Below are 16383 nucleotides of genomic sequence, written 5' to 3'. Positions count from 1 at the left end.
CAGCAGGACGCGTATGCCCTCCCCCGTGGCCCCTGTTCCCGCTAAGTCCCTGCACGAAGGCGCGTGCGACGGCACGGGGCGCAGCCAATCGCTCAAGTCACGGCTCCGGAGTCCGCGATCTGCGAAGCCATCGCCGCGAGTTCCTCGTAGGCACGTCGCAGGACCCTGCTGAACGTGTCCGGCTCGGTGAGCGGGAGCAGGTGCGGCCCGGGGACGTGGACGAGGCGGACCGGGGTGTGGACGGCTTGCACCCGCTCCAGGAACTTCCGCTCCTGGAGCCGGAAGAGCGGATCGTCGAGCCCGTTCGCCAGCACGAGAGGTGCGTCGACAAGCCCCGCCATGGCGAGCGTGTCCCAGCGCGACATCTCCGCTATGGCCTCACCGAACACGCGGCGGGACAGGCCGCCCTCCATGACACCCCGGAAGCTGTCGGCGGGCAGTTTCGCGCGCAGGACACGCCTGTTGAGCCGGAACGCGCGCTCCTCCCCCATCAGCCTCTGCAGCACGGCGGCCGTCCGGTGCGGGACCGTCACAGGTCCGTCGGTCCTGATCGTGGCGGCATGCGCGAAGAGCCCCGCGGCGCCGTCCGAACCGTGTGCGCCGTAGGCAAGAGTGGAGATCGCGCCGAGCGAGGTGCCCGCGACGACGGGCCTGCGGCCGGTCGCCCCGGTCGCCTCGGCGACGGCCGCCTCGATCTGCCCGACCACGCCCTCAAGGGTGAACGGCCGCTCGCTCAGGGCTCCGTGGCCCGGCAGGTCGCAGGCGGTGATGCGGAAGTCGGGTGCGAGGCGTGCGGCTACCGCGCTCCACATGTGGGCCGACAGGCGAATTCCGTGGACGAGAACGAGGGGGTGCCCATGGGGGGAGCCAGTGGTCCACAGACCTGGCTCCTGTGCCTGCCACAGCATGTCGATCTCCTTCGGAACGGGGGCACCATGACCTCTTCGACGCCTCCCCGAACCGGGAAGGGACCTGCGAGTAGCTGCGGGTCTCACGGAGCGTAGTCGTCCACCGCGCGGCTTCGGGGCCGCCGTTCTACGTTGGTCGAGCAAGACCCGTACAAGACAAAGGAGTCGTAATGGCTGACAAGGGCGGCATGGACAAGGTCAAGGGCAAGGCCAAGGAGATGACCGGTAAGGTCACCGGCGATCGCCGCAAGGAGGCCTCGGGCCGCGCCGACCAGGCGAAGGGCGAGGCCAAGAAGGCGATGGGCGAAGCCCACGACCGCGCCCGCGGAGTCCACGACTCCATCCAGCGCGACGGCTCTTGACCGAGCCTCGAAGAAGCCCCCGCGCGTGCTGCGCGGGGGCTTCCCCCTGCCGTCACACGGTGCGGGCCAGCCGGAACCCGAGGTCGTCGATGGCGAACGTCGGATGGCTGCGGCGGCGCACGGTGGCCCCGCAGCCGCGCTCCGACTCGGCCCAGCCACCACCGCGGAAGATGCGGTACGAGCCGTAGACCTCCTCGTCGTACAGGTCCCAGCACCACTCCCAGACGTTGCCGAGCATGTCGTGCAGGCCCCACGCGTTGGGGGCCTTTCCGCCCACGTCGCGGACTCCGCCCCCGGAGTTGTCCGCGTACCAGGCGATGTCGTCGATCGCCCCGTACCGGTAGCCCTCGGTTCCCGCCTTGCACGCGTACTGCCACTCGGCCTCCGTCGGCAGACGGTAGCCGTCGGCGTCCGAGTCGCATGTCACCTCGCCGCCGTCCGCGTCGCGGATGTAGGCCGGGGTCAGACCGGAGCGCGCCGAGATGGCGTTGCAGATGTCGATCGCGTCGAGCCAACTGACGTTCGTCACCGGCGAGGCACCACTCGTGGCGGAAGCGGGGTCGGCTCCGGTGGCGGAGCGGAGGAGGTCCGCCGTGACGGGATGGCGGCCGAGCAGGAAGGGGGCGATGTCCGTCGTCCAGCGCGCGCCGCGCCGGTCGTCCCGTAGGTCGACGGTGCCGCCGGGGATGCGCACCATCCCGTTGGCGATGGTGTCGACGGTGGCGTCGGTCGCTTGGTGCACCTCGTGAAGCCTCTCCATAGCAATCATCCGTAGAAATTGCGCTGCCAGCGGTGCCGCGCCAGCACGGCGAGTTGGCCGGCGGTCAGCGGCCGGCCGTCGCTCAGGGCCGTGTTGCGCTCGACGTTGCGTACGGTGCGCATGCCGGGGATCACCGTGGAGACGGCGGGCGAACTCAGCACGAAGCGCAGCGCGTTCTCGGCGATCTCGTCGGGCGCGATGCCGAGGTCGGCGACGATGGCGGCGACCTTCCGCTCGACCTGCGCCGGCCGGTCGTCGCGGAAGTAGCGGGCGCGGAAGTCGCCTTCGGGGAATGTCGTCCCTGCGGTGATCCGGCCCGTGAGCCCGCCCTCGTCCAGCGCCACGCGGACGATGACGCCGACGCCGTGTTCTTCGCAGGCGGGCAGCAACGCGTCGGCGGGTGCCTGGTCGAAGATGTTGTAGATCACCTGCACGGTGTCGACGGCGCCGCTGCGTACGAGAGCGAGTGCGTTGTCCGGTTGGTGGTCGTTGACGGAAACGCCGAACAGGCGGATCTTCCCCTCCTTCTTCAGCTCTTCGACCGTCTGCAGCCAGTCGCTCCGGCCCACCCACTCGTCGCTCCAGACGTGGAACTGCACCACGTCGAAGTGGTCGAGGCCACTGACCCGCAGACTGGTCTCCACGCTCTCGCGTATGTGGGCGCCGGGGAACGCCTCGGCGGGGTCGATGCCGTCGGGCGCGGGCCAGATCCTGTTCAGTGGCGGCACCTTGGTCGCCACCAGCACCTCGTCGCCTGCCCGTTCGCGCACGACCCGGCCCACGATCCGTTCGCTCTCGCCGTAGCCGCGGGCGGTGTCGATGAAGTTCACCCCGAGGTCGACGGCCCGGTGCAGGGCGCGTACGGACTCGTCCTCGGTGGCGCCCACCCACCCGCACGCGCCGATGCCCCAGGCGCCGTAGCCGATCTCGGAGACGGACATTCCGCTGCGGCCCAGCTCGCGGTAGCGCACTCTCAACCTCCACGTCGAGTTTCTTCGCCCGGGCCAGCATCGAAGCCGGCGCCCGGAAGCGTCCCGACGATCCATACCCTCTTCAGGGGGCGCGCGTCCCCCGATATGGACACTTTGCCTACGCCGGAAAGGTCACCGGTAGACTCGTTGGCTGATTCCTCCGGTGCCGGGGGCGTCGCCAGCCAAGGAAAGAGGGAAGTCTCGACGTGTGGGCCGCACAGCACGAAGCTCCGATCTACAGTCGGCTCATCCAGGAACGCGGCGACATCCCCGCCCAAGTCCGTGCCGTAGCCGAACAGACCCTGCGGGATCTGGAACGGGTGATGCCGGCGCCGCTGCCGCGCGCCATGCCGACGCAGCAGACGCACTCCCCCGCGCTCAACAGCGGCGGGCTGGGCTCGCTCTAGCGCATGCGGAAGCCGGCGGCACCGGGAAGGTTTCCCGGGCCGCCGGCTTCCGTCTGTGCGGTTCGCGATCAGCTCTTCGCGGCCAAGTCCTTGAGCGCGATGTTGAGTTCGAGGACGTTGACGCGGGGCTCGCCCATGAAGCCGAGGACGCGGCTGCTGGTGTGGTCCTTGACGAGCTTGTCCACCTGGCTGACGGACAGGCCGTTCCTCTCCGCGACACGGTGGACCTGGAGGTCCGCGTACGCCGGGGAGATGTCCGGGTCGAGGCCGGAGCCGGAGGACGTGACGGCGTCGGCGGGCACGTCCGCCTTGTCCACCTTGTAGGTGGCCGTCGCGTTGTCCTTGATGACGGCCTGCTGCGCGGCCCTGACCTGGTCGATCAGGTCCTTGTTGTCGCCGGACAGGTTGGTGGCGCCGGAAAGGATCAGCTTGTACTGGGTGTTGACGCTGTTGGTGCCCAGGCCGTTGGAGGGGCGCGGCTGGAACCACTTGAGGTCGGGTTCCGCGGTCTCCTGGCCCTTCTTCAGCGGTAGGTCGTAGCGCTGGCTGATGAGGGACGAGCCGACGACCTTGCCGTCCGCCTTGACCTCCGAGCCGTTCGCCTTGTTGTGGAAGAGGGCCTGGGCGACCCCCGTGACGGCGAGCGGGTAGATGACTCCGCAGACCAGCGTCAGCACGAGGAGGGCACGCAGCCCGGCCCCGAGCAACCGGGCGGTGTTCTTAACCGAGTTGTTCATAGCCGATCAGCCGATCCCGGGGATGAGTGAGATGAGGAGGTCGATGAGCTTGATGCCGATGAACGGCGCGATCAGACCGCCGAGGCCGTAGATCCCGAGGTTGCGTCGCAGCATCCGGTCTGCGCTCATCGGCCGGTACCGGACGCCCTTCAGGGCGAGGGGTACGAGCGCGATGATGATGAGCGCGTTGAAGATGACCGCGGACAGGATCGCGGAGTCGGGCGAGGACAGGTGCATGACGTTGAGCTTGTCCAGGCCCGGGTAGACCGCCGCGAACAGGGCCGGGATGATCGCGAAGTACTTCGCGACGTCGTTGGCGATGGAGAATGTCGTCAACGCGCCTCGGGTGATGAGGAGTTGCTTGCCGATCTCGACGATCTCGATGAGCTTGGTCGGGTTGGAGTCGAGGTCGACCATGTTGCCGGCCTCCTTGGCTGCCGACGTGCCCGTGTTCATCGCGACGCCGACATCGGCCTGCGCGAGCGCGGGGGCGTCGTTCGTGCCGTCGCCGGTCATCGCGACCAGCTTGCCGCCCGCCTGCTCCCGCTTGATGAGGGCCATCTTGTCCTCGGGAGTGGCCTCGGCGAGGAAGTCGTCGACGCCCGCCTCCTCGGCGATCGCCTTCGCCGTCAGCGGGTTGTCGCCGGTGATCATGACGGTCTTGATGCCCATGCGGCGCAGCTCGTCGAACCGCTCCCGCATGCCGTCCTTGACGACGTCCTTGAGGTGGATGACGCCGAGTACCCGCGCGCCGTCGACGTCCTCGACCGCCACGAGCAGCGGCGTGCCGCCCGCTTCCGAGATGGAGTGGGTGAGGGTGTCGGCGTCCGGGGCGACCTGGCCGCCGCGCTCCTTGACCCAGGCGATGACCGAACCGGCCGCGCCCTTACGGGTCCTGCGGCCCTCGACGTCCACGCCGGACATGCGGGTCTGGGCGGTGAAGGTGATCCATTCGGCGCCGGCCAGCTCGCCCTGGTGGCGTTCGCGCAGCCCGTACTTCTCCTTCGCCAGGACCACGATGGAGCGGCCCTCGGGGGTCTCGTCGGCCAGCGAGGACAGCTGTGCGGCGTCGGCGAGTTCGGCTGCGGTGACGCCCTTGACGGGTGCGAACTCGGCGGCCTGCCGGTTGCCGAGCGTGATGGTGCCGGTCTTGTCGAGGAGCAGGGTCGACACGTCGCCCGCGGCCTCGACGGCCCGGCCGGACATGGCGAGGACGTTGCGCTGGACCAGGCGGTCCATGCCCGCGATGCCGATCGCGGAGAGCAGTGCGCCGATCGTCGTCGGGATGAGGCAGACGAGGAGGGCCACCAGGACGACCATGGTGAGGTGCTTGCCCGCGTAGTCCGCGAACGGCGGCAGGGTCACCACAGCGAGCAGGAACACGATGGTGAGGGACGCGAGCAGGATGTTGAGGGCGATCTCGTTGGGCGTCTTCTGGCGGGCCGCGCCCTCGACCAGGTTGATCATCCGGTCGATGAACGTCTCGCCGGGCTTCGTCGTGATCTTGATGACGACGCGGTCGGAGAGGACCTTCGTGCCGCCCGTGACCGCGCTGCGGTCACCGCCCGACTCCCTGATGACGGGGGCCGATTCACCGGTGATGGCCGACTCGTCGACACTCGCGACGCCTTCGACGACGTCACCGTCGCCGGGGATGATGTCGCCCGCCTCGCACACCACCAGGTCGCCGATGCGCAGTGCGGTGCCGGGCACGTGCTCTTCCGCGGAGCCGTCGAGGCGCCGGGCGACGGTGTCGGTCTTGGCCTTGCGCAGGGTGTCCGCCTGGGCCTTGCCGCGGCCTTCGGCCACGGCCTCCGCCAGGTTGGCGAAGATCACCGTGAGCCAGAGCCAGGCGCTGATCGTCCAGCCGAACCAGTCGGACGGGTCCTTGAAGGAGAACACGGTCGTCAGGACCGAACCGACGAGCACCACGAACATCACGGGCGACTTGACCATGACGCGTGGGTCGAGCTTGCGGCAGGCGTCCGGCAGCGACTTCAGGAGCTGCTTCGGGTCGAACAGTCCGCCGCCGACCCGGCCTTCCTGTGTGTGCCCGGAGGGCACGTCGCTGTGCGGCGCCCGCGTGGGAGTGGCTGTGGACATGGCGTCCTGTGACCTCTTCGAGTCGTGCTTGCTGGTTCCGGTGGTCATGACGCCAGACCTTCCGCGAGCGGGCCGAGGGCCAGGGCGGGGAAGTACGTCAGACCGGCGACGATCAGAATCGTGCCGACGAGCAGCCCGGTGAACAGCGGCTTCTCGGTGCGCAGGGTGCCGGCCGTGCGAGGGACGGGCTGCTGCTCGGCGAGCGAGCCCGCCAGGGCGAGGACGAACACCATCGGCAGGAACCGGCCCAGCAGCATCGCGAGCCCGATCGTGGTGTTGAACCACTGTGTGTCCGCGCCCAGACCGGCGAACGCGGACCCGTTGTTGTTGGCGCCCGACGTGTACGCGTAAAGGATCTCGGAGAACCCGTGCGCGCCGCTGTTGAGCATCGAGTCGCGGGGTGTGGGCAGGGCCATCGCCACCGCCGTGAACACCAGGACCAGGGCCGGGGTGATGAGGATGTAGCAGGCCGCGAACTTGATCTCGCGGGTGCCGATCTTCTTGCCGAGGTACTCGGGCGTACGGCCGACCATCAGGCCCGCGATGAACACCGCGATGATCGCCATGATCAGCATGCCGTAGAGCCCGGAACCGGTGCCACCGGGCGCGATCTCACCCAGCTGCATACCGAGCATCGTGATACCGCCGCCGAACCCGGTGAACGAGGAGTGGAAGGAGTCCACCGCACCCGTCGAGGTAAGGGTCGTGGCCACCGCGAAGATCGACGAACCGCCGACACCGAAGCGGTTCTCCTTGCCCTCCATCGCGCCGCCCGCGATGTCGAACGCCGGAGCACCGTGGTGGAACTCCGTCCACATCATCAAAGCCGTGAACCCGATCCAGATCGTGACCATCGTCGCGAGGATCGCGTAGCCCTGCTTGAGGGAACCGACCATGCGGCCGAAGGTGCGCGTGATCGCGAACGGGATGACGAGGATCAGGAAGATCTCGAAGAGGTTCGTGAAGCCGTTGGGGTTCTCGAAGGGGTGGGCGCTGTTGGCGTTGAAGTAGCCGCCGCCGTTGGTGCCCAGCTCCTTGATGGCCTCTTGCGAGGCGACCGCGCCGCCGTTCCACTGCTGCGAGCCGCCCATGAACTGGCCGACCTCGTGGATTCCGGAGAAGTTCTGGATCGCACCGCACGCCACGAGGACGATCGCGCCGAGCACGGAGATCGGGATCAGGATGCGGATCGTGCCGCGCACGAGGTCCGACCAGAAGTTGCCGAGCTCTCCGGTGCGGGACCGCGCGAAGCCACGCACCAGCGCCACCGCGACGGCGATGCCGACGGCCGCCGAGACGAAGTTCTGCACCGCGAGGCCGGCGGTCTGTACGACGTGGCCCATGGCCTGCTCGCCGTAGTACGACTGCCAGTTGGTGTTCGATACGAACGAGGCTGCCGTGTTGAACGCCTGGTCCGGGTCGATGGACCGGAAGCCGAGCGAGCCCGGCAGGCTGCCCTGGAGACGCTGCAACAGGTACAGGAAGAGGACGCTGACCGCGGAGAAGGCCAGCACACCGCGCAGATAGGCGGGCCAGCGCATTTCCGTGTCCGGGTTGGCGCCGATGCCCTTGTAGATCCACTTCTCGACGCGCAGGTGCTTGTCGGAGGAGTAGACCCGGGCCATGTAGTCACCCAGGGGACGGTGGGCCAGGCCGAGCGCCGCTATCAGGGCGAGGAGCTGGAGCACACCAGCGAGTACGGGGCTCATATCGGTGCTCAGAACCTCTCCGGGTAGATGAGGGCGAGGACCAGATAGCCGAGGAGGGCGACGGCCACGATCAGGCCGACGATGTTTTCGGCAGTCACAGCTTCGTCACCCCCTTGGCGATGAGAGCCACCAGCGCGAACACCGCGATCGTGGTGACGACGAAGGCCACGTCGGCCATCGTGAGCTCCTGAATGAGGTTCGGAATTGAACGGACGCTTAGAGGAAACCCCCGTTCAGGACCGGAATCGCCCGCCCTTGACGCCTCCCATACGGCGGGGTGCGCGGCCTTGACGCATCCCATACGCCTCTTCGCGCCAAGGTGACGTGGACCACCCGGGCGTGCCCGTTTTCCCGCAGATCAGGAGGACCTGGACTACCTCGCCGCGGCGCCCCTCAGCTGGTGCCAGTCCGGGGCCAGGACCGACCAGACCTCCTCGTCGTGCCGGACGCCGCGGTACAGGTAGCTCTCCCGCAGCACCGCGTCGCGGGTCATGCCGAGGCGCCGGGCCACGTTGAGGCTCGCGGCGTTCCCGGCCCCCGCCACCCAGTCGACGCGGTGCATGCCGCGCACGTCGAAGGCCCAGTCGAGCAGGACACGGATCGCGCCCGTGACGATGCCCCGGCCGACCATCGTCGCCTCCAGCCAGCAGCCGACCTCACAGTTCCCGGCCGCGGTGTCGAAGAGCCGGAACATCACCCCGCCGACGAGCGTGCCGTCGGCCCAGATGCCGTAGAGGCGACCGGCGTCGGCGGCGGCCTTGTCCGCGTAGCGCTGGAGGAAGGCCGTGGCGGACGCCAAGTCCGTTACGTGGTCGGGGAGTTCGACGAACCGGCCGATGTGCTCGCGGCCCCGGTCCATATGGGCGAGGAACTCCTCGGCGTTCCACGGCTCCAGGGGTCGCAGCTCGACTCCGTCATCGCCCAGCGGTATCGCGAACATGCTGCTCCTTGGGTACGGGTTGCCGCCGCGCGGCAGCCTGGGCCGAAACCTCGCCACCACAGCGGCCATTTTTGGTCTAGACCTTGACAGGTCCAGACCAGGTTCGCTTGAGTGGCCGGCACCCCCCATGGCGGCGCCGGGCTCCCCAACTCGCGCCGCGCCGAAGGAGCGTTGGCATGATCAAACGCGTCACGAGTCTTGTCGCCACCCTGGCCGCGGTCAGTGCAGTGGTCGTCATCGGACCGGCCACCACGGCATCGGCGGCCGAGTGCGCCGCACCCTGGAACTCCTCGTCCGTCTACACGGGCGGCGGGTCGGCCTCGTACAACGGGCACAACTGGAACGCCAAGTGGTGGACCCAGAACGAGACGCCGGGCACCTCCGACGTCTGGGCGGACCAGGGCGCCTGCGGCGGCGGCGAGACGAACCCCGGCGATCCCGATCCGTCCGGCTTCGTCGTCAGCGAGGCCCAGTTCAACCAGATGTTCCCGAACAGGAATCCGTTCTACACCTACAGCGGACTGACCGCCGCGCTCAGTGCCTACCCCGGCTTCGCCAACACCGGCAGCGACACGGTCAAGCGCCAGGAGGCCGCGGCGTTCCTGGCCAATGTCAGCCATGAGACCGGCGGCCTGGTGTACATCGTCGAGCAGAACACCGCCAACTACCCGCACTACTGCGACACCAGCCAGTCCTACGGCTGTCCGGCCGGCACCGCCGCGTACTACGGCCGCGGCCCGATCCAGCTCAGCTGGAACTTCAACTACAAGGCCGCGGGCGACGCACTCGGCATCGACCTCCTCCACAACCCGTACCTCGTGGAGCAGGACGCGGCCGTGGCCTGGAAGACGGGCCTTTGGTACTGGAACACGCAGAGCGGCCCCGGCACCATGACGCCGCACAACGCCATGGTGAACGGCGCCGGCTTCGGCGAGACGATCCGCTCCATCAACGGCAGCCTGGAGTGCAACGGCGGCAACCCCGGCCAGGTCCAGAGCCGCATCGACCGGTACAAGGCGTTCATCCAGATCCTGGGCACCACACCGGGCGACAACCTGAGCTGCTGACACGCCACCGCGTGTGACGTGACCTGCCGCCGCCGGGCGGGCCTTGAGTTCACCAGGTCCGCCCGGCGGTCTCGCCATGGGGCGCGGGGCGCACCAGGGGACCGAGCGAAGTGGCGGGTCCGGCGACGGAGGCGGGCTAGCCGTTGAGCAGCTTGTCGACGGCCCTTCGGAGCCGAGTGCGCCGGGCCTCGGGGGTGAGGGCCTGGAGCAGCGGCAGGATCGCCTGGTAGCGCCCGGACCGGTCGAGCGCGTCGAACGCATTCCTGGCCTCGGGTTCCGCGTCGAGCGCCGCGGCGAGGTCGGGTGGCACCGTCGCCGTCTTCTGCGACTCGTACGCCGCCGCCCACCGCCCGTCCTCCTGCGCCCTGCGCACCTCGGCGAGACCGGGCTCGCGCATCCGGCCGGCGGCGGACAGCATCGCGATCTTGTCGACGTTCACCCGGGACCACAGGCTCCTGGCCCGGCGCGGCACGTACCGCTGGAGGTAGTACCGCTCGTCGAGGGAGCAGCGCCGGCCGGAGATCCAGCCCCAGCACAGCCCGGTGTCCACCAGCTCGTCCTCGGTGACGGACGGGATGCCGGATCTCTTCTTGGCGACCTTGACCCACACACCTTCCTGCCGCGTGTGATGCTCGCCGAGCCAGGTCTCGAACGCCTCGGCATCCAGGAAGGCGATGATCTCCACCCCGTCGGCCCCGTACACCCCGCCCGTCCCGTCCATGGGGCGCAGCGTACCGCCGCCGCGACGAGCGTCAGCCAGAAATGTACAATTTTATGGCGTTCAACGTATGGGTGATCCCGTTCGCGAGGTGGCGCCATGCAGTCGTGTGTGTCTAGGCATCGCAGGGCCGTACTGCTCCCGGTGAGCGCCGCCGTCGTCTGCGTGAGCGCTCTCGCGGGGGTTCCCGCGTTCGCGGACGACGGGGGCGACGCGTCGAAGCTGAGCGCGCGGCAGCTCGCCGACGACGCGAAGAAGGAACTGCTGGACGCGAAGTCCCTCCATGTGGTCCTGAAGAACAGATCCACGGGACCCGCCGACGCCCAGTCCCCCGCGGTCCTCGATCTCGCCCTGGACCGGGACGGCAACTGCGCCGGGTCCCTGACCATGGGCACGGGCGGTGCCAAGGGCGGCAGTGTCGAACTCATCAAACGCGGCGGCGAGTTGTGGATGAAGCCCGACACCACGTTCTGGAAAACCCAGGTCACCGGCGGCGCGGGTGAGCTCGCGGCCCGGTTCTACAACGGGCGCTACGTGCACGGCAACGCGAACGACGAACTGCTCAAGGCTTTCGGCGACACATGCGACTTGACCGCGTTCCAGGCTCAGGTGGACAGCGGCCCCTCGGGCGCGCCCCCCGAGAAGCTGACCAAGGGCAAGGAGACCAAGGTGGACGGCACGGACGTCGTGCCGGTGAGTGGCAGGAACAACGGCGGTGAAGTCGTCCTGTTCATCACCTCGAAGGATCCGCACCGGCTCGTGCGTGCCACCGAGAAGATGGGCGATCTGAACACGACGATGACACTCACGGACTACAACCGGCCGGTGCCGACCGCGACTCCGTCGAAGGACGAATCCGTCGACGTGTCCAAGCTCCAGAGCCTCTCCCCGAAGGCCACCCCGCCGCAGGCCGCGGCGCCGGACCGGGCCGTGCGGTGAACTGCCCGGTCGGGGAACGGAGTTGAGCAGTAGAGCCGCGCGGCCTCGTGCCCATCGTCACAGGACCTCAGCTACGGCTTGCAGGCGGTCGGTTGCCGACTCCGCCGAATCGGTCGTGGTCGGCAAGGACTTCGTCGATCACCCGGTCGCTGGACGCGGTGCGCTCCGGGTCGGTGCCGAGGGACTCCGACATGACCAGCAGGGACTTCCAGAGGGACCAGCCGCGGGCTCGGGCCCATGTGCCGGCGTCCTGGGCGACCGTGCGGCGGAAGGCCGCGCGGCTGTCTCCGGAGAACAAGCCCCAGGTGATCACCAGGTCGCAGGCGGGGTCACCGACGCCCGACGTGCCGAAGTCGATGACGGCCGTGAGTGCGCCGTCGGCGACGAGCAGGTTGCCGGTGGCGATGTCTCCGTGGAACCACACCGGCGCACCCTGCCACCGCGCCGCGAGCGCGGCCTCCCAGACGGCGGCCGCCCGGCGCGTGTCGACATGGCCCTCCAGCGCCGTGAGGCAGCGGCGGGTCTCGTCGTCGTAGTGGGTGAGCGACGCGCCCCGGTACCAGCTGTGCTTTCCGGCCGCCGGTCCCCCGGTGGTGTCGCAGCGTTGCAGCGCGAGGACGAACTCGCCGACCGAGACCGCGAACTGCGTCATGTCGTCTATGCGGCCGCGCTCCGCCGTCTCTCCGCGCAGCCAGCCGCGCACGGACCACGGGAAGGGGTATCCCTCGCCGGGCTCGCCCTGGGCCAGGACGGGCGGGACGGCTACGGGCAGTGAGGGCGCGAGCCGCGGCAGCCACTCGTTCTCCTTGGCGACCGCGGGAACGTAGCCCTCGCCGGTGGGCAGGCGGGCCGTCATCGCGTCACCCAGGCGGTACGTCCTGTTGTCCCAGCCGTCGACCTCCACCGGTGTCACGGGGAGGCCGCTCCACTGGGGGAACTGGGCGGCGATCAACCGCTCCACGAGCGCCGCGGTGATTCCGGCACGGCCGTCGGAAGGATTCGGAGTCGAAGCCATTCAGGGATCATCACGCCCGGAAGCCGTACGGGGCAACGGAATATCCGTCCCCGCGGACGCCGCCGCGACTACGGCCTGCGGCGCGGCTTCCCGCGCTTGGCGCCGCCCTTGGAACCACCCTTGGGGCCGCCCTTTGCAGCGCCCTTCGGCCCGGGTTTGATGCCGCCCTTGGCGCCGCCGCCGCGCGGGTTCTTCCCGGCGGCCGGCTTCTGCCGCGCCGCCCCGCTCTTGTCGGTACGCGCGGCCTTGGGCTGCGGCGGGGTCGCCGTGCGGCCGCGTGAGCTGTTGACCGTCCGCCCGCGGACGATGCCGATGAACTCCTCCACCAGATCGGTGGTCTCGTCCTCCGGCCACGACAGCGCGACCTGGGACTCCGGGGCGTCGGTCACCGGCCGGTAGGTGAGGTCCTTGCGGTGGTGCAGGCGGGCGAGCGACTGCGGGACCACCAGCACACCGATCCCGGCGGCCACCAGCTCGACGGCGTCCGCCGTCGTCTCCGGGCGCTCGAACGCGGGCTCACCGGGAAGCCGCTCCCAGACGAGGGTGTCGTCGAGGGGGTGCAGCACCGTCTCGTCGGCCAGATCCTCCAGGGACACCTCGTCGACCGCGGCCACGACGTGGTCCTTGGGGATCACCACCACGGTCGTCTCGGTGTAGAGGGGGATCGCGCTGAGCACGGTCCGGTCCACCGGCAGTCGCACGAGGCCGGCGTCCGCCCCACGGTCCCGCAATACGTCGGATGCCTCGCCGGCGGGAGTAGCGACGAGGGTCAGCGGAACGCCGGGCAGCCGCTCGTTCCAGATCCGCACCCACTTGGTGGGCGTCACTCCCGGGACATACGCGAGCCGGAACGAAGGGGATACATCCGAGCCTGTCACTCCGCCAGGTTACCGGTCGTGGTCGGAGGTATCGCACACAGTCGATACCCTTGACACCATGACGTCGCACCAGACCACCCAGACCATGAAGCCCGCGACCGCGGCCAAGAAGCTGGGTGTGTACCTCGAGGCCACCCCCGCCGAGTTCCAGGAGGGTGTCGTCTCGCGCAGCGAGCTCAACGCGCTGCAGGCCGATCCGCCCGAGTGGCTCCAGGAGCTGCGGCTCAACGGCCCGCACCCCCGGCCCGTCGTCGCCTCCAAGCTCGGCATCTCGATCTCGGGTCTCGCCCGTGGCGGGATCACCGAGGCGCTCACCACGGAGCAGATCGAGGCGCTGAAGACCGAGAGCCCCGAGTGGCTCCAGCAGGAGCGTGCCACCCAGGCCGCGGTGCGCAAGGAAGCCGTCCGCATCAAGGAGCGGAACGCGCAGCGCGCCGAGCAGTCCGGCGACCAGCGTTCCTGACCTCCCGGCCTGACCGACCTCCCCGGCTTCGCCTCCGGCCTGTCAGGGCACGAACTCGATCTCGGGGAAGCGCGGGGACGGCCCGGACAGGACACGCCTGTCCCGGCACCGCGGGTGAAGGTCGAAGAAGGCGCCCTGCCAGGCCCGCCCGACGACTACGGCGCGGTCCGCGGTGATCGTGCCGATCGCGTCGGTCATGGCGTCGACCGCCTCGGGCGGGAGCGGGAGCGCTCTGTCCAGCTGTCGCATCAGCGGGGACAGGTCGGTGCGGGTCCGGTGCCCGGACGCGCGCGGGCGCGGGCTCCGGCGCCAGCCACGCAGATGCCACCAGAACTCCTCACGGGTCGTTCCGCGGCCCCGGCTCGCATTTCTCATCAGCACGAAGAGCCGGTCGAGGCCCGTGGTGGCGACAGACCCGTTGACGCTCCCGTCCAGATCGGCGCCCGCCATGATGCGGTGATCCGCCGCCATCACTCCGCCGCCGTGTCCCCGCCGAGCGAGTGCGGCCGCTCCCATCGCCGTCAGCACCGACCAGCACGTCGGACGGCCCGTCATGTCCCTCATGCGGCTCCCTCACCGGCAGCGGGTGCGACCACCGCGAGTTGCCGGTGTGGCGCAGGTCACCGGAACGCGTACCGGAGTGCGGAGAGGTACCGGATGTGAAGCGCGATGAGAGGGAGTGCGGATGCGTGCACGGATCCGGGCAGGGGACCGCGAGGCGTTCGCCGACCTGTATGAGGAGTACGCGCGGGCGATCTACAACCACGCCCTGCGCCTGACCGGCGACTGGTCGCTCGCCGAAGAGATCATGTCCGACACGTTCCTGACCGCGTGGGCGACCAGGGAGCGACTCGACCCCGACGCCGACGCGCCCCTCGGGCCCTGGCTCTACGGCATCGCGACGAACAAGGCGCACAACGCCCGGCGCGGTCTGCGGCGCCGGCTCGCCTTCCTGGCCCGCCAGCCCGCCGTACCCTACGTGGACGACTTCTCGGAGGAGACGGCGGGCCGTATCGACGACGCCCGCCAACTCGTCCGTATCCACAGCTCGTTGGCCGAACTGCGGCGCCCCGAGCGGGACGTGATCGCCTTGTGTGTCTGGGCCGGGCTCGACTACGCGCAGGCGGCGGAGGCGTTGGGCGTCCCCGTGGGCACGGTCCGCTCGCGGCTGTCCCGGGCGCGCGCCAAACTGCGGCGGCTGAGTCAGCAGGAAACACCGGAACCGCGCTCCGGCCGCGGAGAGGTATCGAGTGAGGCCGCGTTCGCGGCCCTGCCCCTGCGGGAGGAAACCCGATGAACGCAGCACATCCCTCCGGGAGTGACCGCGAGGAGGCCCAGGAGGTGTCACGGCTTCTGCCCGAGGCGCCCGAATGGGATCTGCCGCGGGGGCGACACCGCCACCACAAGGACATCCTGATGCAGCAGATCGACCTCCACCACGAGAGCGTCGCAGCCGCCACTCCGCCGCACGGCCGGGCGAGCGCCGCCCCCACCCCGCTGCGGCGACGTCTCCTGCGCCCCGCGGTGGCCGTCCCCGTCGCGGCCCTGGCGCTCACGGGCGCGCTGGCCGCCACCCTCACCTTCACCGGCGACGACCACGGAGCGACGCCCGTGGCGCAGGCTCCCGCGTCGGACGGCGGAGCCACCGTCCTTCTGAACCAGATCGCCGACGCGTCCCTCCGGACGGACACCGCACCGGTCAAGGACGGCCAGTACGTGTACGTACGCAGCACCGTCCGCTCGAACGAGGGCACGTTCGCCGGGCCCGTCGAACTCGGCGCCCCGCACCGGCGCGAGGTCTGGATGGCGCAGACGTCCAAGCCGGTGAAAACCCTCGGCACCATGAAGGAGACCGGCAGGGGCGTTCCGATGTCCGGGCAGCTCCTCCCCTACAAGTCGACGGACGCACTGGCCCCCGGCCTGGAGAGTCCGACGTACGCCTGGCTGGCCTCGCTGCCCACCGACCCGGACCAGCTCCTCGACGAGCTCTACGCCGGGACCCGGACCGGGGGCCGCGAGTCCGAGGACCAGGCCGTCTTCGAGAAGATCGGGTCCCTCCTCGACGAGACGGTGATGCCGCCGAAGAACGCCGCGGCGCTCTACAAAGCCGTCGCGCGCATCCCGGGCATCAAGCGGATTCCCGACGCGGTCGACGCCGCGGGGCGCCACGGGGTCGGCGTCGCGCGCCAGGACGACAGGTCCGCGAGCCGCAGTGAGTGGATCTTCGACAGCGAGAGCCTCACCTACCTCGGCTCACGCTCGTACCTGGACAAGGACGGCAAGGGCATGAAACTGGCGGGGACGAACGCGATCCTGCGCCGCACCGTCGTCGACAAGTCCGGCACGATGCCCGCCGACACGACGGCCGACAGCTGACGGAGCAGCGGAGCGGCGGCCCGCTTCGGG

The 16383-nt window shown here is 69.7% G+C and carries 20 protein-coding genes; 7 read left to right on the top strand and 13 right to left on the bottom strand.

The window, feature by feature from the left end:
* Window positions 1-92: 92 nt before the first annotated feature.
* Window positions 93-908 (bottom strand): alpha/beta fold hydrolase, encoded by an 816-nt coding sequence (locus tag OG456_RS36335; RefSeq protein WP_266568602.1) that lies wholly within the window; start codon window positions 906-908, stop codon window positions 93-95.
* 170 nt (window positions 909-1078) lie between these two features.
* Between OG456_RS36335 and OG456_RS36330 the strand changes: the two genes are divergently transcribed.
* Entirely contained in the window at window positions 1079-1270 is a 192-nt protein-coding gene (locus tag OG456_RS36330) for a CsbD family protein (RefSeq protein WP_266568600.1), read from the top strand.
* Between the two features lie 52 nt (window positions 1271-1322).
* On the opposite strand, the gene OG456_RS36325 is transcribed toward OG456_RS36330, so the two are convergent.
* Window positions 1323-1967: an SUMF1/EgtB/PvdO family nonheme iron enzyme gene (locus OG456_RS36325; protein WP_266569541.1), complete on the bottom strand. Its 645-nt coding sequence runs from the start codon at window positions 1965-1967 to the stop codon at window positions 1323-1325.
* 68 nt (window positions 1968-2035) lie between these two features.
* Window positions 2036-3001 (bottom strand): aldo/keto reductase, encoded by a 966-nt coding sequence (locus tag OG456_RS36320; protein WP_266568599.1) that lies wholly within the window; start codon window positions 2999-3001, stop codon window positions 2036-2038.
* Window positions 3002-3207: 206 nt separating this feature from the next.
* Between OG456_RS36320 and OG456_RS36315 the strand changes: the two genes are divergently transcribed.
* Window positions 3208-3408 carry a hypothetical protein gene (locus OG456_RS36315; RefSeq protein ID WP_266568597.1) on the top strand — a complete coding sequence of 67 codons (201 nt, stop codon included), beginning with the start codon at window positions 3208-3210 and terminating at the stop codon, window positions 3406-3408.
* A gap of 68 nt (window positions 3409-3476) precedes the next feature.
* On the opposite strand, the gene OG456_RS36310 is transcribed toward OG456_RS36315, so the two are convergent.
* The 6 genes from OG456_RS36310 to OG456_RS36285 all read right to left on the bottom strand — a co-directional run bounded on the left by OG456_RS36310 (window position 3477) and on the right by OG456_RS36285 (window position 8897).
* Entirely contained in the window at window positions 3477-4145 is a 669-nt protein-coding gene (locus OG456_RS36310; protein WP_266568595.1) for a potassium-transporting ATPase subunit C, read from the bottom strand.
* A 6-nt stretch (window positions 4146-4151) separates the two neighbouring features.
* A complete protein-coding gene (kdpB, locus tag OG456_RS36305) occupies window positions 4152-6248 on the bottom strand; it encodes a potassium-transporting ATPase subunit KdpB (RefSeq protein WP_266569540.1) in 2097 nt (698 codons plus the stop codon).
* Window positions 6249-6292: 44 nt separating this feature from the next.
* Window positions 6293-7957, bottom strand: a complete 1665-nt coding sequence (kdpA, locus tag OG456_RS36300; RefSeq protein WP_266568593.1) for a potassium-transporting ATPase subunit KdpA — start codon at window positions 7955-7957, stop codon at window positions 6293-6295.
* 8 nt (window positions 7958-7965) lie between these two features.
* Entirely contained in the window at window positions 7966-8055 is a 90-nt protein-coding gene (gene kdpF / locus OG456_RS36295; protein ID WP_018536030.1) for a K(+)-transporting ATPase subunit F, read from the bottom strand.
* Complete coding sequence (locus tag OG456_RS36290; protein ID WP_266568587.1) at window positions 8052-8258, bottom strand: hypothetical protein; 207 nt, start codon at window positions 8256-8258, stop codon at window positions 8052-8054. The genes kdpF and OG456_RS36290 overlap by 4 nt, the downstream gene beginning before the upstream one ends.
* A 72-nt stretch (window positions 8259-8330) precedes the next feature.
* Window positions 8331-8897 carry a GNAT family N-acetyltransferase gene (locus OG456_RS36285; protein WP_266568585.1) on the bottom strand — a complete coding sequence of 189 codons (567 nt, stop codon included), beginning with the start codon at window positions 8895-8897 and terminating at the stop codon, window positions 8331-8333.
* A gap of 176 nt (window positions 8898-9073) precedes the next feature.
* Between OG456_RS36285 and OG456_RS36280 the strand changes: the two genes are divergently transcribed.
* Window positions 9074-9964: a glycoside hydrolase family 19 protein gene (locus OG456_RS36280; protein WP_266568583.1), complete on the top strand. Its 891-nt coding sequence runs from the start codon at window positions 9074-9076 to the stop codon at window positions 9962-9964.
* Between the two features lie 136 nt (window positions 9965-10100).
* On the opposite strand, the gene OG456_RS36275 is transcribed toward OG456_RS36280, so the two are convergent.
* A complete protein-coding gene (locus tag OG456_RS36275; protein WP_266568581.1) occupies window positions 10101-10685 on the bottom strand; it encodes a YdeI family protein in 585 nt (194 codons plus the stop codon).
* Between the two features lie 108 nt (window positions 10686-10793).
* On the opposite strand from OG456_RS36275, the gene OG456_RS36270 reads away from it, so the two are divergent.
* The gene (locus OG456_RS36270) at window positions 10794-11621 is read left to right on the top strand and encodes a hypothetical protein (protein WP_266568579.1); all 828 of its coding nucleotides are present in this window, start codon (window positions 10794-10796) and stop codon (window positions 11619-11621) included.
* A gap of 67 nt (window positions 11622-11688) precedes the next feature.
* Here OG456_RS36270 and OG456_RS36265 read toward each other — a convergent pair whose 3' ends face one another.
* Together OG456_RS36265 and OG456_RS36260 are read right to left on the bottom strand one after the other, a co-directional pair.
* Window positions 11689-12636, bottom strand: coding sequence for an aminoglycoside phosphotransferase family protein (locus tag OG456_RS36265; protein ID WP_266568577.1), 948 nt, complete (start codon window positions 12634-12636; stop codon window positions 11689-11691).
* 68 nt (window positions 12637-12704) lie between these two features.
* Complete coding sequence (locus OG456_RS36260; RefSeq protein WP_266568575.1) at window positions 12705-13514, bottom strand: LysR family substrate-binding domain-containing protein; 810 nt, start codon at window positions 13512-13514, stop codon at window positions 12705-12707.
* Between the two features lie 58 nt (window positions 13515-13572).
* Here OG456_RS36260 and OG456_RS36255 point away from each other — a divergent pair, with 58 nt between their 5' ends.
* Window positions 13573-13977 (top strand): DUF5997 family protein, encoded by a 405-nt coding sequence (locus tag OG456_RS36255; protein ID WP_266568568.1) that lies wholly within the window; start codon window positions 13573-13575, stop codon window positions 13975-13977.
* A 42-nt stretch (window positions 13978-14019) separates the two neighbouring features.
* Here OG456_RS36255 and OG456_RS36250 read toward each other — a convergent pair whose 3' ends face one another.
* On the bottom strand, window positions 14020-14541 hold the full coding sequence (locus tag OG456_RS36250) for a hypothetical protein (RefSeq protein ID WP_266568566.1): 522 nt from the start codon (window positions 14539-14541) through the stop codon (window positions 14020-14022).
* Window positions 14542-14662: 121 nt separating this feature from the next.
* Between OG456_RS36250 and OG456_RS36245 the strand changes: the two genes are divergently transcribed.
* Window positions 14663-15274 (top strand): RNA polymerase sigma factor, encoded by a 612-nt coding sequence (locus OG456_RS36245; RefSeq protein ID WP_266568564.1) that lies wholly within the window; start codon window positions 14663-14665, stop codon window positions 15272-15274.
* Window positions 15271-16353 carry a CU044_5270 family protein gene (locus OG456_RS36240; RefSeq protein WP_266568562.1) on the top strand — a complete coding sequence of 361 codons (1083 nt, stop codon included), beginning with the start codon at window positions 15271-15273 and terminating at the stop codon, window positions 16351-16353. The genes OG456_RS36245 and OG456_RS36240 overlap by 4 nt, the downstream gene beginning before the upstream one ends.
* Window positions 16354-16383 lie beyond the last annotated feature (30 nt).

It is taken from the genome of Streptomyces sp. NBC_01446 (assembly GCF_026340095.1).
In the GTDB taxonomy this organism is placed as follows: domain Bacteria; phylum Actinomycetota; class Actinomycetes; order Streptomycetales; family Streptomycetaceae; genus Streptomyces; species Streptomyces aureus.
This window is presented reverse-complemented; position numbering and strand designations above follow the sequence as displayed.